The sequence below is a fragment of the Halovivax asiaticus JCM 14624 genome, assembly GCF_000337515.1.
In the GTDB taxonomy this organism is placed as follows: domain Archaea; phylum Halobacteriota; class Halobacteria; order Halobacteriales; family Natrialbaceae; genus Halovivax; species Halovivax asiaticus.
Genome location: NZ_AOIQ01000009.1, coordinates 41,614 through 56,635, shown reverse-complemented (window position 1 = coordinate 56,635; position 15,022 = coordinate 41,614). Strand labels below are relative to the sequence as shown.

Here is a 15,022-nt window from a genome sequence, read left to right as displayed (position 1 = left end):
GTGACCGAGTACCGGAACCCCCACTATCACGCTCCGAAGGCCGACAGCGAGACCGGTTCGCTCTCCGCGAGGTAGCCCCGGATCCGGCCGCGGTCCCAGCCGAGCGGCGAGACGACGCTTTCGGCCGCCCGGATCAGGAGGGTGGTGTAATACTCGACGTCGTAGTCCGGACCTGAGCCGGTCTCGAGTTCGCCGCCGAGTTCGAGTCCCAATCGGACGCGCTCGCTCGTCCGACGCGCTCCGTCGTCGACCACGACGTACTCGACCGACTGGCCGGGCTGGCGGGGCACGCCGACCGTCTCGTGGCGCTCCAGCGCGGCGACCGTGTGCGTCGCCTGTGTGTACGCCTCGAGCGACTTCGAGACGCGCTTCGTCGTCACGAGATCGGCCGGGTCCACGGCGCCGCGTTCGAGCGCGGAGACGTGGCGACGCAGTCGATCGCAGACGGCCGTCGGGTCACTCTCGGCGTCTAAGACGTCCACGTACTCACGCTGGCAGTCGGCCACGAACGCCGGCGTCGAGCGCTGGCGAAGCTCGATTCCACGGAACTTGTACTCGCCGGACGCGCGCTTGCCGAAGTAGCGGGTGAGCGCACCCGGCGCCGTGGATGGCCTCCGCTCGACCCCGGCGGCGTCGCTTACCGTCCGCCCGCCCGTTTTGCGCGTCTCGTCACCACCGGCAGAGTCGCGCAAGGGGACGAAACACACCCACTCGTAGGTCCCGTCGTGTTCGAGCGGGATGCCGACGTCGTCACTCACGTCGGCGATCACGTCCGCAAGAGGTTCCGGATCGTCGACGGCCGGCGTCACCCAGAGACTGTCGACGATGCCGTGGACGATCCGCCAGCCCCCGGTCTCCAGGCGCTGCTTGGCCGAGAGGGCGATCTCCCGCGCGTACGCGTTGATCGCCTCGTGACACTCGATGCGGCCGAACTTGGCGTTGCGATAGCCCTGATAGCCGAAACACGAGACGAGAACCCACTTGATCGCGCCCGACCGGCCGCGCAGTCGCCGACGCTCGCATGCCTCGAGGTCGTCTTCGGCTAGCTGTCGCTTGATATCGGCACGGTCTATCAGCAGATCTGACAGGACGTCGGGGAGGAATCCTGGGTCCTGGCAGACGTGGGAGTCGAATCCGGGAACTGCATCAAGCGGCTGCCGGTCGCCGTCCGGCCCGCAGCACGCACAATTGACGGTGTCCGGACTCACGTTTCGCTCGCAGATGATCCGGGGGTACAGCGACGCGAAGTCGATCTCGTGGACGTTCTCGTGGAGGCCCACCTCCGGAGAAAAGGTAAAGCCCCCGCGATCGGCCGCGTGCAGCGTCCGGACGTCTTTGAACGCTTCGGGCTCCCACTTGTTCCAGGGGGCGGGGACGTCTCGCGCCCGCGCCAGTCGAATCTGTCGCGAGGTGAGGAGCGTTCCGATACTCCCCCACGCGGCCTCCTGGAGCGGTCGACCGCTCGCTTCGACCATGTACAGCAGTCCCGGGAGCCCCGACTGGTGCCAGAGAAAGCTGTTCGATTCGTCGACGATCGCTCGGCCGGGAACGCGGTATCGGGCCGGCGAGTGTCCGATCTGCCCGTAACTGGCGTACGCGTTCTCGCCTGCGATACGCGTCCAGCCCGGCAGCCGGCCCAGTTGGAAGTCGGCGACCCCTTCGTCGGCTGCCGTCTCGCAGAGCAGCGGGACCAGTTCGGCGTGGCTCAGCACCAGTACGTCGGGATCCACCCGATCCAGCCGGTCCGACAGTGCCCGCAGGACCGCAGCTGGCTGCCCGTCGAGGCGCTCGTACTCGATCGACCCGTCGGCGGCTGTCCCACTCCCGACTCGCAGGGACGAGACATCGCCGTCCACGAGCGCTCGTTCGTCGACGGCGATGTGGAATCGTCGAAGCGGCCGGCCGGGTGCCGACGACGCCGGCGATTCGCCCCGATCCAGACAGTACCGAAACCCCGGCGCGAGATCCACGTCGAACAGGCGTAACGTCCCGGGAGCGAACTGTAGCTCACGATCGTGCTGCCCTCGATCCTGGGGGGCGGTCGATCGATCGCCACTCTCGGCCAATCGAGCCGATACTGACTTCTCGTACTGGCCGACTGGACCCTCGTACCGGTAGATGAGTTCCCGTGCGAGCGTCCGAACCTCCTCCATCCGGTCGAGCGAGACCGAAAGCATGGGTTCGGTCGCCAACTCCCGTTTCGTATCGCGTAATGTAGTATATTTCTCGACGAGCCGGGTATCCGCCACCTTCGGATCCGTCGCGAGATCGTCCCGAACCGCCGCTAACGCGTCAGGCGGCCCGTGGAGATACGTGGTCGGTGTGTACGACTCGTCGACGACTGCCTCCGCGCCGGTTTCGGTCAGGTACCAGGCGCGGACCTCGTCGTCCTCGAACTCGACGGTGAACGGCTCGGTCTCGCTCGTCACTCCGCACCCACCCCTGTATCGGTGTCGTGAGTGCTGTCCCGGGTCGCTCCGGCGTCCGCTTCCATCGACGTCTCCGCCTCGGAGGCGCCGGATTGGCGCGACCGTTCGAGTTCGTCGAGCCGGTCGTGGAGGCAACGAATCTCGGCTTCGTGGGCGAGCAAGAGCGAGAGGACGAGTGCGCGCTCGGGATCCGGCTGGTTGGCGTAGCCCGCTGCATCGGCGTACCCGCGCGCCCGATCGAACAGCCGGTCGAAGTCGTGCTGGTACTCGCGGCGGAGCGCGCGTCGCATCGGTTTCCACTCTGCTTCGAGTTGTGCGAGGGCGTCGCGATAGGTCGGGTTGGTCCGCCCCATCAGGCCTCACCACCGTCGATGGTTGGCGTCGAGCGCGTCAGTGGACCGCTCTCTCGATCCGTCGTCGGTGGTTCCCACTTCCGGGTGAGGTCGGGTGCCAGCAGGCCCCGGTCGTGGACTGCGGTCGCGGGATCGAGCGCGTCGGTGGTCCCGTAGCGGTCCGCCCAGTAGGGGATCGTCGTCTGCCAGCCGTGGTGGTCCCAGTAGCCGACCGATTCGACGCCGTCACCGTTCAGGCGCGTGCCCACGCGCGTGGTGACGGATTCAAGCGTGTGATCGGCGTACTCGTCGACCCGCGGCGAAACAGTGTCACCAGTGGTCGTCGCGAGCACCGGGACGTCGAGCGAGTGGCCGAGTTCCCGGAGCGTCGAAAGCGACGCCGCGAGTAACCGCTCTCGCTCCCACTCGTCGAGATCGTCGTCGTGGTACAGCGAGTCGACGTTCGGCGCCACGAGCATCGACGAGCGCGCAGAGGCCTGGCGTGCCAGCGCCTGGATCAGCGAGTGGTGCTGATATGCGGTGAACGCTCTGGCGATGCGGAGCGGGGCCAGCGTCGTCGCGCTCGGCGCCCGGTCGTACAGGACGTGCGTACTCGCAGTGTTTCTCGCGTCGACCCAGTGGATCGGACCCGATTCGTCGACCAGTCTGGTACAGACGAGATCGGGGACGACCGTCGACCGCGGCGACGTCACCCGGAGCACCGTCAGGCCGGTGTCGAACTCGACGTGATGCATACCGGCACGTCACTGGCCCGGGAGTTAAGGGTCGGAATACCGTTTCCGGAATTTCCGATACCGGCGTTCCTCATCGTGTTATCGGCGCGTATCGGACTCCGTGGGTGTCCACCCGGTCGTGGTGGTGTCGGTGTACCAGGCGACGTCGGTGGCCGCTGCCTCGCGGACGCACGCGAGGTACGGTTCGAGCCGGTCGCCGCGATCGGCGAGCGTCACCGCGTCCGTTTCGCGGTCGTACGTGACGAGTCCAGTATCGGCAAGTGTCGGAAGGATGGCGTGGCGGAGTCGCTTTTGGGCGTGTCTGTTGGTGGGTGCGCCGGCGTCGCCCTGTTCTCCCGCGGTGAGCTCGTCGGCGAGTTCGTCGACCGGGACGGTTCCCCCACGATCGTACAGCGTCGTCAGCAGTCGTCGCCCACCGTCGCTCGCGAGCAGTGCGAAGACGTGCGCCGGTGAGTGACCGCTCTCGCCCCGCACCACTGGCTCGTCGCCCTCGCCAGATGCGCCCATACCCGTCAGTCACTCCCTGTCACGAAAACCCTCCGGCGTGCACGTCCCACCACCTTTAGTCAGTCGTCCGGCCGGCGTCGCTCCACGTGTCCATTCGATCGTTCGATAGTACTCGTTCGCTCGCGCGATATCGCTCAGTTGTGCCGAAAATCGGATGGCTCGTCCGATAGGGCTGCGGTGTACCGACGCGACTCCGCTAACGGGTGTCCACGATGGTCGACTCGACGATTCGGTACGTCCGCCCGCGGTTCTCTCCGGTGGCCTCGACGAGGTCGTAGTGGGCCATCTTCGTGAGGTAGTTGCGGACGGTCCGGCGCGTCTTCGGCTCGTCGGCGCGGTCCTCGTAGGCTTCGTAGAGGTCGCTGGGTTCGATCTCGCCGTGTTCGTCGATCACGTCGTAGAGCGTCCGCTGGTGGGTGGGGAGGTTCTCGATGGTCTTCTGGCGGATCGCGTTCCGGGCATCCGGAATGGCGTCTTCGAGCAGTGAGTCGGTGAGGCGATCGTCGCCGCGTCCCTGGGCACGCGTCGCGGCCGATCGAAGGATCCCGATCGCGACCCGGGCGTCACCCGCCGCCGCGTCGGCGATCTGGCGAAGCTGCTCGTCGGTCACACTCTCGGGTTCGAGTCCCTGTCGGACCCGTTCTGCGAGGATGGCGACGAGTTCGTCCACGCCGTAGCGGTCCAGCGTGACGCGCGTGCCCGCTCGAAACCGCGACCGAACCCGGTCGTCGAAGCGGGCGAACAGCTCTTCCTCGCGGTTGGCGACGAGGACGACCGAGACGTGCGGCAACCGGTGGACGTCGTAGAGCACCTCGCTCTCCTCTAGCTGGTCGACCTCGTCGAGGATGACCACGATCGGTGCCTCGTCGGCCGATCGGAGCCGACCGTACAACTCGTCCTGGGCGGTCGAGCGGTGGACGTCGTACGCCTGATCGACTGCTTCGAGGAGGCTGTAGAGGACGCGAAACCGGGTGTACTCCTGCCAGCAGTTGACGTACGCGACGCGAATCGAGGGCCGCCGCTCGGCCAGTTGATCCAGGGTGTACCGGGCGATACACGTCTTCCCGACGCCCGTGGGCCCGAAGAGGAACGCGGGATCGGCTCGTCCGCCAGAGAGCAGCGGCTCGACGGCTTCGGAGAGGCGTGAGATCTCCTCGTGCCGGTGAACCACTTCGCTCGGAACGAACGCTTCGGTCAGCACCCGATCGTCGACGATCACGGTCGTCTGTTCACGTTGGAGAATCTTAAGCGACGGTGACCGTCTTCCGATTTTCCGATTTCGACGTCGAACGGGAGCGATCACGCCGGGAGCCGTCACACCCGCCATCCATTTATATAGTAAATTATATAGTGCGATACGAAATTCTGCCGACGGAGTGCCTCCGGTCGATAGCGACATCTGTCGAAATAGCTGTATAGAGGGCCTGAATAGGATATTTGCTCCAATATTAGATATGGTGTATCTATTCAGGAGAGAAAAATTCGCTGGGAGATATCGGAGTGCGACGGTGGGCGGGCCGATGTGCCTGTCGAATGCGGAGATCAGTGACCGCTCCCAGCTCGTTCCACGTACACCAGTTCGTCGGCCCGTTCTAGCATCCGGACGCCCCAGGTGACCGTCACGGGGACGAGCGCGGTCGTGAAGATGGCGATGAAGACCAGAATCGAGAACAGCTCGGTGTCGATGACGCCGGCCGACAGCGCGACCGAGGCGATGATGATCTCGACGGTGCCGCGGCCGTTCATGCCGAAACCGATGACGAGGCCCTCACGCGACGTCAGCGAGGTTGGCAGGGCGAACAGCCACGAGCCGAGGATCTTGCCGAGGAAGGCGATCGCGACGAGGACGACCAGAATGCCGAACGAGTCGGCGAAGACGTCGAACGTGATGTCGAACCCGACGGTGACGAAGAAGACGGGAGCGAACACGCCCATCGCGAGGGTGTATATCACCGTGTGGATGTGTTCGTGCAGGCCCGGTTCGACGTCCGACTGGCGGAGGAACATCCCGGCGACGAAGCCGCCGATAATCATGTGCAAGTCGGCGAGCGTCGCGAGCTGAGCGAACAGGAGCGAGACCAGCAGGGCGAACGTCAACCCGGTCGTCTGGTCGACGAAGCCGTATCGCTCGCGTAACGTCTCGATGAGCGCCCACGCCCGCGGCAGGAAGAGGTAGCCGAGCAGGAGTGTGACGACGAAGAAGCCGAGTGCCTTCCCGAGGATCGCCACGACCTCGACGGGGTCGAGCGTCCCGGCCGTGACGTAGCTGTCGACGCCGGCGAAGACGACCAGTACGCCGACGTCGGAGGCGAGCGCGCCGCCGAGGAGGACGTTCGCGATTCGAGTGTCGAGCAGGTCGAGATCGGCGAGGATACGCGACTTCGTCGCCAGCGAGGTCGCCGCCATCGCGAGCCCGAGAAAGAGCGCCGCGCCGGTCGACACGCCCAGCCAGACGCCGGCCCCGTACCCGAGTCCGAAGGGGACGACGAACGCGCCGAAGGCGATCAACAGCGACGGCGGGCCGAGTTTGAACAGCTCCCGGAGGTCGACCTCCATACCGACGTAGACCATCAGGAGGAAGACGCCGAACTCCGCGAACACGGAGAGCAGGGTCGACGGTTCGAGCAGGCCCAGCAGCGGCGGGCCGAAGGCGATGCCGGCGAACAGCTCGCCCATCATCGTCGGGTAACCGAACCGCTCGGCGACCGCCCCGAAGACCCACGCGACGGTGAGGACCAGCAGGAGACTGAGAATGTCGATGCTGACGGTTTCGACCATTGTCGAGGGCCTCGATCGTTCGGCCGGGGACTGTCCACCCGTACGCGCTGACCAGAACCGTCCGAACCCGGTGACCGTCCGAACCCGTGCCGTCTCGCCGTCGATTCACTCGTAGCGCGTCGGTACCCGAGCGGGTACGTTCCGGCGGCTGGTCTTCCTGTACCCGTCGTATGCAGGTGCCGACGGTGGGCCCTCGTACACGGTATCGAAGCGAAAGACGGAGGACTGACTAATTGGATAGTTAGTTTATGCAGGATCGCGTCGATCACGCTCGGTCGAGCTGGGTCGCGACGGCGGGACACTCGACGGTGCGACTCGAAACGGCACGGCTCGCTACGAGCGAACGTCCGGGTCGGTGTGTGGTCCGCGGCGCCGACCGCGATCGAACCACGTACATGCGTTCGGCCCCCAGCTGGGGCCGAGACCGATGACCGATCGATCGCGCCTCGCGCTCGTCGTCTGGAGCGTCCTCGTCTCGCAAGTGTTCCTCTATCCGGGGCTCTCGGAGACGGTCGTCGCGCTCGGCGGCGGCGACGACATCCTCGCCGGCACGTGGTTCCTCGTCGCGGAGTTCGGTGCGTTCGTCGGCTGTGCCGTGCTGTGGGGGGTGGCGAGCGACGCGCTCGGCCGGCGGACGCCGCTGGTCGTGCTCGGCGCCGTCGGCGGCGCGGCGAGCTATCTCGCGGTCGCGCTGTCACCGACGCTGGGCCTGGGATTCGGTGTCGTGCTGGCGCTTCGTGTTGTCGGCGGGGCGTTCACGATCGGCGCCTTCTCGCTGGCGATCACCATGCTGATGGACCTCTCGGGCGGCCACGGCCGTAACATGGGTGCGGCGGGGACGGCGATCGGCCTCGGAGCAGCGCTCGGCTCGGTCGTCGGCGGGCAGTTCGCCACGGTCGATCCCCTGGCCCCGCTGTACGCCGGCGCCGCGCTGCTCGCCGGTGCTGCGGCCCTCGCGGCGACCGTCCCCGACCGCGGACCCGGGGACGGCCTCCCCGTCGGGACGCTCGTCGCGCGCGTTCGCGACCGACCGACGCTCCTCGTCCCCTACGCGTTCGGCTACGTCGACCGGTTGACGGCCGGGTTCTTCGCGCTGACCGGCGTCGCGTACTTCCGGGACGCGTTCGGTATCGACGCGGGGCAGGCGGGACTGACGCTGGCGCTCTTCTTCGTCCCGTTCGCCGTCCTGCAGTACCCGGTCGGCTCGATCTCGGATCGCGTGGGCCGATTCCTCCCGGTCGTCGTCGGCTCGATGCTCTACGGCGTGGCGATCGTCGCGGTCGGCCTCGCCCCGACCTACCTCCTCGCTGCTGGGCTGATGGTCGTCGTCGGGATCTGCGGCGCACTCGTCTCGCCGACGACGATGGCGCTGGTCACCGACATCGTCCCGTCGTCGGGCCGCGGTGCGGCGATGGGTGGGTTCAACGTCTTCGGCAGTCTCGGGATGTTCTCCGGCTTCCTCGTCGGTGGACTCGTCACGGACGCGTACGGCTACCTGGCAGCGTTCCTCGTCGCGGGCGGGCTCGAAATCGCGATCGCCACCGTCGCGTCGGGAGCCGTCAGACGAATCACGTGGGAGTCGACGACGGTGACGGGAAGCTAGCGGGCTCGTGACCGTCCGCGCCACGTGACCGGTGTGAAAGGCTTATTGCTTACTATCCGGTAAGTTCTCGTATGGGCCACTCGATTTCGCGAAAACGGCCGTGGCTCGCCGCGGTGCTCGCGACGCTCGTGACCGGGCTCGGCCACCTGTATCTCAGGCGATGGCGACGTGCACTCGGCTGGCTGTTCGTCGTCTTCGTGACCGGTGCGCTGTTCGTCCCGCCGGAAGCGATGGAGGCACTCGTCAACGAGGGCGCGATCGACCCCGTCGCCCTCGCCCCGTCGCTGCTCGTCGGAGCGTTTAGCGTCGTCGACGCCTACCTCGTCGCACGCGCGCTCAACATGCGCAACCAGGCGGCTGCGGCGGTAGTGAACGAAGACGAGTCGACGGTCAGCACCTGCCCGAACTGTGGGAAGGAGCTCGATCCGGACCTCGACTTCTGTCAGTGGTGTACGACGTCGATCGACGACGCCGAACGGTGACACGCACGTCAATCGGTGGCACGCACGTCGGTGTGTTCGCGCGCGAAAATTATCCTCTCTATCGTCCCAGTTCCATCGCCAGACGATCACGCCGGTCGGTGATCGAGCGTCGCCGCGAGGTACTCGGCGGCTGCCCGCCTCGCGGTCGCTAACGCCGTCTCCTCTTCGAGCACGACCGCCCGGGTGTGCGCCCCGTCGACGATGGTCATGAGCGCCCGGGCGACGTGTTCGGCGTCCGCGTCGGCGAAGACGTCCGCGTCGATCCCCTGGTCGATCACGGTCTCGAGCAGGTACCGGACGTAGGCATCGTTCTGTCGAAATCGCTCGGCGAACGGCTCGTTGTACGGTGCCTGACTTCGCATCTCGAGCATCGCGATCAGGAGATCGCTGTGGTCGCCCGCGCTCACCAGCAACTGATCGAGCAGTAACTCCAGGCGCTCCTCCGGGTCGGTCGTCTCGACCTCGTGGACGGCGTCCTTGAATCGCCCGAGGACGTAGTCGAGAAACGCCGCGAGCAGGTCGTCTTTCGTGTCGTAATGGTAGTGGATCGCCGCCGTTGACTTGCCGTACTCCGCGGCGATCCGTTTCATCGTGAGATCCGCGTACCCGTGCGTAGAAAGCGCGCGATAGGTCGCACGCATAATCGCCTCGTCAGGGTCCGCGCTCGATCGATCCGGATCGTCGGCCATCGAATACAGCATACACCGTCGGGGGGATAACGGTTTTGTACGCCAGCTATCGCCGTTCTCTCGATCGTGAGGGACCTGTCGAGTTTCGGGCCCGGCTGGGATTCGCCGTCGAAATCGGTCGCGGATCCGGCTGGCCGCCCGGCTCGGCGACACACACGGCCGCGTTCCCAAGACTTTTGACTAACTGGTTAGTAAGTACCTTATCCGCAATGGACGAACCGGAACGAACGATTCTCGATGCGACCTATCGCGCTCTCTGCGAACACGGCTACGCGGACCTGACGATGCAGCGGATCGCGGACGAGTCGACGCTGAGCAAGGCGGCGATCCACTACCATTACGACAGTAAAGAGCACCTCTTCGAGCAGTTTCTCGAGTACCTCTACGACCGGTACACCGATCGGCTCGACGGGGCAACTGGCGCGAGCGCGCGCGACCGACTCGACGCGTTGCTCACCGTCCAGCTCGCGGACGAGGCGGCCGACCCTGGCATCGACTTTCAGACCGCGATGCTCGAAGTCCGGGCGCAGGCGCCGTACGACGAGGCCATTCAGGAGACGCTCTCCGCGTTCGACGAGGCGCTGGTCGCTCGCCTCCGCGAGACGATCGCTGACGGCGTCGACGCCGGCGAGTTCGACGAGCGCGTCGATCCCGACCTTGCCGCCGACCTCCTGACGACGGCGATCAAGGGCGCACACACCCGGCAGGTCGCCGTCCGCCACCCGCTCGACCGCTCCTACGAGGCCGCACGCACGTACGTCGACGCGTATCTCGTCGGAGAGGACGCCGCGGAGGTGAGCGCCTGATGGGGCTGCGGGAGTCCGTCGACTCGCTGCTCAGAGGGCCCGAGGGAATGGACCTCACGTCGGGCGGCATCGGCTGGCCGCTCTTTTACCTCTCGTTGCCGATCATCGTCCAGAATCTCTTTCAGGTGCTGTACAACCTGGCCGACACCTTCTGGCTCGGCCGCCACAGCACCGAGGCGCTGTCGGCGATCACGTTCGCGTTTCCGATCGTCTTCCTGATGATCTCGCTCGCGCTTGGCGTCTCGGTCGCGGGGAGCGTCCTCGTCGCCCAGCACATTGGGGCCGGCAACGAGGGCCGCGCCGCATACGCCGCCTCGCAGACGATGGCCTACGCGGCCGTCATCTCCATCGTGCTGGGGGTCCTGGGCTACGTCTTCGTCGACGACGTCACCGCGCTCATGGGCGTGAACGCTTCCGTCGAGCCCCTCGTCGTTGAGTACATGCAGGTCTACGCGATCGGCCTGTTCGCGGTCTTCGGCTTCGCGGTCTTCATGGCGCTCATGCGCGGCTACGGCGACACCGTGACGCCGATGTACGTCATGGCCGGTTCCGTGGTACTCAACATCGTCCTCGACCCGATCCTCATCTTCGGCTTCGAGGCGAACCCGCTGTTCGGGGCGTTCGGACTCGACGGCCTCGAAGCCGCGGCGCTCGCCGCGACGGGCTTTACTGGCTGGGGAATCGGCGGCGCCGCCATCGCGACGGTCGGCTCCCGGGCGCTCGCACTCGTCGTCGGGCTCGTGATCATGTTCCGCGGGAATCACGGCGTACAGATCCGCCTCTCGGAGATGCTGCCCGACCGCTCGTTCGGGCGGACCATCGTCGAGATCGGCTTGCCGGCCTCCGTGGAGGGGGCGGCTCGGTCGCTCTCGATCACGCTCTTGCTGGCCGTCGTGGCGACCTTCCCGAACGCCGTCAGCGGGGCGTACGGCATCGGCACGCGGGTGTTCTCGGTGATATTCCTGCCGGCGCTCGCCGTCTCGCAGGGGATCGAGACGATGACCGGCCAGAACATCGGCGCCGAATCGGTGGAACGCGCCGCCGAGACGAATCACTTCGGCGCACGCGCCATGCTCGTGCTGCTCACGGTGGGCGGCGGTCTCATCATGCTCGCTGCGGGACCGATCGCCAGCATCTTCTCACCCGATCCTGCGGTGGTCGACCACGCAACGACCTTCCTCCGCGTGACCGGGCTCACCTTCGGATTCATCGGCGTCATGCGCGCCTACACCGGTGGGTTCCGCGGTGCCGGGCACACGATGGTCGCGGCCGTCATCTCGCTCGTGACGCTCGGCTTCGTCCGCCTTCCGGTCGCCTGGATCGCGTCGGGCCCGCTCGACGTGATGGGCCTGTGGATCGCGTTCCCCATCTCGAATATCGTCGGCGGCGTCGTCGCGTACCTCTGGTTCAAACGCGGGACCTGGCGCGACGGTAACCTGACGGAGAGCGACCCGACGTCCGACGTGCCGGCACCCGACGCCCAACCGACAGACGACGACTGACGATGATGCACCTCACCGACCACACGGACCGACGCGCAGCCATCGACCAGTCCATCGAACACGCACTCCCGTCCGACCCGACCGGCTGTCTGGCGCCTGCCGACGCGCAGATGGACGCGTTCGAGGACCGGTGGTACGGCCGGCTCGTTTTCGTATCAGCCGCGGCGGGACAGGCCGGTGACGTGTCAGCAGGCGATGTACCCGACTCGACGACCAGGGCGGCGTTCGGTGACGAAACAGCGTCCACGGTTGGCGCCGCGGCTGCCATCGAGTTACTCCGTGGCTACTGTTCGCTCCGGTACGCGTTGCTTCTGCGCGATGGCGACGACCGCTCACTCGAGTCGGTGACGCCGGAACTCCTCTCGAGTGACTATCTCTTCGCCGCGGCGTTCGAGCGTCTGGGGGATTCCGTGGCGAGCGACGACGATACCGCCCGACTCGAGTCGTGCTTCGAGACCCTCGCCGGGACCGCCGAGCGGAGTATCGAGGCGATGGCCACCGACGAACGCCAGCCGCCATCTCCTGACGCCTACGCGGATGTGATCGAGGAGACGGCGGGTGCGCTCGGCTGGTGGGCGGCACGAACCGGGGCGGTGCTGGCCGGTGTCCCCCCTGTCCACCGCCAGACGATCGCGTCGATCGGCCGTGCAGCGAGTGTTCACCGGCAACTTCGCCACGTCCTCGATCCGTCGGCCGTTCCCGGGCCCGTGACGCCGTTTCTCGGCGTCGAGTGCGACGGTTCGGCGCCCGGAGACGACGATCTCCGTCGCCGGGCGGAAAAGCGGCGTGACGAGGTGCTAACGGCGATCGAATCCTTGCCGGCGCCCATCGACGCGACTGCACTGCGCTCACTCGTCCGGGCCGGCTCTCGGAGATAGCCGCTGATTTGGAATCGATCCGGGTGAGCCGCCGATCGGGTCCAGCCGTTCGGTACTCGATCGCGTCGACTCAGAGATATGGGTAGAACAGCGGCTCGGTGTCGTCCCAGTGGGCGATCCCGTCGACGATGGGGACGATGTTCTGGGTTTCGACGAGCGTTTCGAGTTCCGGCCCGGTCGCCGAAAAGCGGACCGACCGGTTGCAAAACTCCGCTGGAACGTCGTGCAGCTCCGGTCGCCAGATGAACCCGGCGAGCGGGATATAGACGTGGGCGTCGACCGCGAACCGGTCGGTCCTGACGGGGTCGATCGTCGCGGGGGTGGCGTAGAGCTTCATCGACTGGGTCAACTGGAGGAACGCATCGCCGACCGCCATGAAGGAAGCAGCCGCCCCCGGCGCAGTCGCGTAGCGAACGGCCTGGTCGAGCGTGAAGCCGCGGGTGAGGAGTCCGACGAGTCGCTCGCGCGTTTCCGCATCGAGCGGGCGGTCGTGGCCGTCTCGAACGATGCCGGCGGCGCTGCCGCGGCGAACGCACTCGAGGCCGGTGTCACGACCGCTGGGACCGTCGAGTAGACACAGTCTGACGTTCGACCGATCGAGTTCGGCGGGCGCGAGCGTTCCGTCCGTACACGCGAACCCGTTCGCGACGTTGCCGACGAAGTGAACGAAGTCGGCACCGGTTTCGAATATCGCCGCGAGTTCGTCCCGGGTGACCGCCTCGTGAACCTCGACCGAGACCGTCGCGGCCGTGTGGGTGTCGTACTGCGAGCGCAGCGCCGCCAGGATCGCCGCGTCGGTCTCCGCGCCACCCACGACGACCACAGATTCGTCCGCATCCGTCCTGTCGATGAATCGAGACGCGTGCTCGTACACGTCCGGATCCGGACGGAACATCGTCTCGGCGGGCGGCGGATCGTCACACAGCCAGGCGATCGAACTCCCGTGCCGGCCACCCTCGACGACGCGCCCGGGTATCGTCTTCGGAACCCGTCGATAGGGGGCGTGATCGGCAGCTCGGTCGCGACCGGGTCGCGCCGCATCCGGGAGGTAGATCGCTGACACGTTGCGGATCAGGTAGGGGAGCGCTCGAACGTTTTCGAACGTCGGCTCGACGAAACTCGCGAAGTGCCACTCCGGCAACCCGTTGCTGATTCGATCGAAATCGAGTGCGAGGAGCGCTTCTAGGCGCTCCGGATCCGTGCGTTCTCGAATCACGTCGGTGTCGGCGTCCAGCGCCGACAGCAGGTCGAGGTCGGCCGGATTCGCGCTCGAGTACTGGTCGTACCGAACCAGCATGTCCAGGAGAAACACGCGGCGCAGGAGTCCAGCGACGGCGTACTGGTAGCCAGGCTGTGTGCCGAACTCGGTCAGTACCGAGCCCGTTCGTGTCGCGAGGGCGGGTTCGGCTTCGTCGTCGAGTTCGATTCGCGCACCCAGATAGTATGCGAGGGGCGCCGCCGGAAACAGGTATTCGAGCTGGGAGGGCAGCCTGAGAACGAGTCCCGTCTCGGGGACGTGATCACCGACGGCGTGGGGGACGTCGAGTTCGTCGCCGAAGGCGAGTCGCGGCGGGTGGCGCAGGTTCATGTTGGCCGTCCGGCGGGCATCTCGTTCCTGGACGGCCGCGGCGAAGTGCGAGAGGCCGGTCGCGACCCCCTCGGGCGTTCGTGGGACGGTGATCGTGTGACGGGGGTAGGAAACGCGGCTCACGAATCCGATCGTCACTGCCTTCGGCTGCTCGAACGACAGACGCACCACGTCGTTCTCGGTGAAGGTAACGGTGGCCGCCCCGTCGAATCGAAAATGCGTGATGAGCGGCCCCTCCGCGTGAACCATGTGGGAGCCGTCGTCGAGGACGACCGACGTGCCGGCGTCGATCTGGCGGGAGGCGGTTCGTTCACCCGCTTCGATTTCGGACACTTCGGGAAAGGCGGCGTCCGTCGAGAGGGCCGCCGCACGCCCGCTCACCGCCGCATCGAGCTGCATCGGGATCGGCAGCGACGGAGCTGGTTCGTCCCAGCCGACCGTCTGGATCGTACTTACGTTGGCCACCCGGTCGGTCGCCCGGATGGTCGTATCGATCAGCTCGACCGAAACCATACCTCCACATGTGAATACCGGGGCATACGTGTACCGGCCCGTGGTCGGGGCCCCGTCACGGTACAGAATGTCGCACTGTACAGGATGTCGATCGGCTGTACAGTTGCGAAGTCGATCGGGATGGCGTTCCTCCCGTGTGGTCGACCGGCACACGACGGAT

13 protein-coding genes are annotated in these 15,022 nt (G+C 66.5%); 5 read left to right on the top strand and 8 right to left on the bottom strand.

Translation table 11 applies throughout. The features are described from left to right. Positions 1-26: 26 nt before the first annotated feature. The 6 genes from C479_RS05095 to C479_RS05070 all read right to left on the bottom strand — a co-directional run bounded on the left by C479_RS05095 (position 27) and on the right by C479_RS05070 (position 6,801). Positions 27-2,429 carry a DNA polymerase domain-containing protein gene (locus tag C479_RS05095; protein ID WP_007698869.1) on the bottom strand — a complete coding sequence of 801 codons (2,403 nt, stop codon included), beginning with the start codon at positions 2,427-2,429 and terminating at the stop codon, positions 27-29. Continuing rightward, positions 2,426-2,782: a hypothetical protein gene (locus tag C479_RS05090; protein ID WP_007698866.1), complete on the bottom strand. Its 357-nt coding sequence runs from the start codon at positions 2,780-2,782 to the stop codon at positions 2,426-2,428. The genes C479_RS05095 and C479_RS05090 overlap by 4 nt, the downstream gene beginning before the upstream one ends. Next, positions 2,782-3,516: a hypothetical protein gene (locus C479_RS05085; RefSeq protein ID WP_007698863.1), complete on the bottom strand. Its 735-nt coding sequence runs from the start codon at positions 3,514-3,516 to the stop codon at positions 2,782-2,784. The genes C479_RS05090 and C479_RS05085 overlap by 1 nt, the downstream gene beginning before the upstream one ends. Positions 3,517-3,594: 78 nt before the next feature. Further along, positions 3,595-4,023, bottom strand: coding sequence for a DUF7344 domain-containing protein (locus tag C479_RS05080; RefSeq protein ID WP_007698861.1), 429 nt, complete (start codon positions 4,021-4,023; stop codon positions 3,595-3,597). 196 nt (positions 4,024-4,219) lie between these two features. Next, the gene (locus C479_RS05075; protein WP_049907104.1) at positions 4,220-5,242 is read right to left on the bottom strand and encodes a Cdc6/Cdc18 family protein; all 1,023 of its coding nucleotides are present in this window, start codon (positions 5,240-5,242) and stop codon (positions 4,220-4,222) included. Between the two features lie 323 nt (positions 5,243-5,565). After that, entirely contained in the window at positions 5,566-6,801 is a 1,236-nt protein-coding gene (locus C479_RS05070; RefSeq protein ID WP_007698858.1) for a cation:proton antiporter, read from the bottom strand. A 427-nt stretch (positions 6,802-7,228) separates the two neighbouring features. On the opposite strand from C479_RS05070, the gene C479_RS05060 reads away from it, so the two are divergent. Then, positions 7,229-8,404 carry an MFS transporter gene (locus C479_RS05060; protein WP_007698852.1) on the top strand — a complete coding sequence of 392 codons (1,176 nt, stop codon included), beginning with the start codon at positions 7,229-7,231 and terminating at the stop codon, positions 8,402-8,404. A gap of 71 nt (positions 8,405-8,475) precedes the next feature. Then, complete coding sequence (locus tag C479_RS05055) at positions 8,476-8,886, top strand: zinc ribbon domain-containing protein (protein WP_007698849.1); 411 nt, start codon at positions 8,476-8,478, stop codon at positions 8,884-8,886. A gap of 86 nt (positions 8,887-8,972) precedes the next feature. Here the strand turns inward: C479_RS05055 and C479_RS05050 are convergent, their stop codons facing one another. Then, positions 8,973-9,575, bottom strand: a complete 603-nt coding sequence (locus C479_RS05050; RefSeq protein WP_049907103.1) for a TetR/AcrR family transcriptional regulator — start codon at positions 9,573-9,575, stop codon at positions 8,973-8,975. Positions 9,576-9,784: 209 nt separating this feature from the next. Here C479_RS05050 and C479_RS05045 point away from each other — a divergent pair, with 209 nt between their 5' ends. From C479_RS05045 to C479_RS05035, 3 genes are read left to right on the top strand one after another with little or no spacing between them, the layout of a single operon-like run. Beyond that, positions 9,785-10,381 carry a TetR/AcrR family transcriptional regulator gene (locus C479_RS05045; RefSeq protein WP_007698844.1) on the top strand — a complete coding sequence of 199 codons (597 nt, stop codon included), beginning with the start codon at positions 9,785-9,787 and terminating at the stop codon, positions 10,379-10,381. After that, entirely contained in the window at positions 10,381-11,883 is a 1,503-nt protein-coding gene (locus C479_RS05040; protein WP_007698841.1) for an MATE family efflux transporter, read from the top strand. Before C479_RS05045 ends, C479_RS05040 begins: the two co-directional genes overlap by 1 nt. A 2-nt stretch (positions 11,884-11,885) precedes the next feature. Further along, positions 11,886-12,761, top strand: a complete 876-nt coding sequence (locus tag C479_RS05035) for a hypothetical protein (RefSeq protein WP_007698839.1) — start codon at positions 11,886-11,888, stop codon at positions 12,759-12,761. Positions 12,762-12,831: 70 nt separating this feature from the next. Here the strand turns inward: C479_RS05035 and C479_RS05030 are convergent, their stop codons facing one another. Further along, positions 12,832-14,862, bottom strand: coding sequence for a hypothetical protein (locus tag C479_RS05030; protein ID WP_007698838.1), 2,031 nt, complete (start codon positions 14,860-14,862; stop codon positions 12,832-12,834). Between the last annotated feature and the right edge of the window lie 160 nt (positions 14,863-15,022).

Bases quoted from the DNA above. Each gene is read 5' to 3' on its own strand.
- C479_RS05050 (WP_049907103.1), bottom strand. From the start codon at position 9,575: ATGGCCGACGATCCGGATCGATCGAGCGCGGACCCTGACGAGGCGATT.
- C479_RS05060 (WP_007698852.1), top strand. From the start codon at position 7,229: ATGACCGATCGATCGCGCCTCGCGCTCGTCGTCTGGAGCGTCCTCGTC.
- C479_RS05045 (WP_007698844.1), top strand. From the start codon at position 9,785: ATGGACGAACCGGAACGAACGATTCTCGATGCGACCTATCGCGCTCTC.
- C479_RS05035 (WP_007698839.1), top strand. From the start codon at position 11,886: ATGATGCACCTCACCGACCACACGGACCGACGCGCAGCCATCGACCAG.
- C479_RS05055 (WP_007698849.1), top strand. From the start codon at position 8,476: ATGGGCCACTCGATTTCGCGAAAACGGCCGTGGCTCGCCGCGGTGCTC.
- C479_RS05070 (WP_007698858.1), bottom strand. From the start codon at position 6,801: ATGGTCGAAACCGTCAGCATCGACATTCTCAGTCTCCTGCTGGTCCTC.
- C479_RS05085 (WP_007698863.1), bottom strand. From the start codon at position 3,516: ATGCATCACGTCGAGTTCGACACCGGCCTGACGGTGCTCCGGGTGACG.
- C479_RS05040 (WP_007698841.1), top strand. From the start codon at position 10,381: ATGGGGCTGCGGGAGTCCGTCGACTCGCTGCTCAGAGGGCCCGAGGGA.
- C479_RS05080 (WP_007698861.1), bottom strand. From the start codon at position 4,023: ATGGGCGCATCTGGCGAGGGCGACGAGCCAGTGGTGCGGGGCGAGAGC.
- C479_RS05030 (WP_007698838.1), bottom strand. From the start codon at position 14,862: ATGGTTTCGGTCGAGCTGATCGATACGACCATCCGGGCGACCGACCGG.
- C479_RS05090 (WP_007698866.1), bottom strand. From the start codon at position 2,782: ATGGGGCGGACCAACCCGACCTATCGCGACGCCCTCGCACAACTCGAA.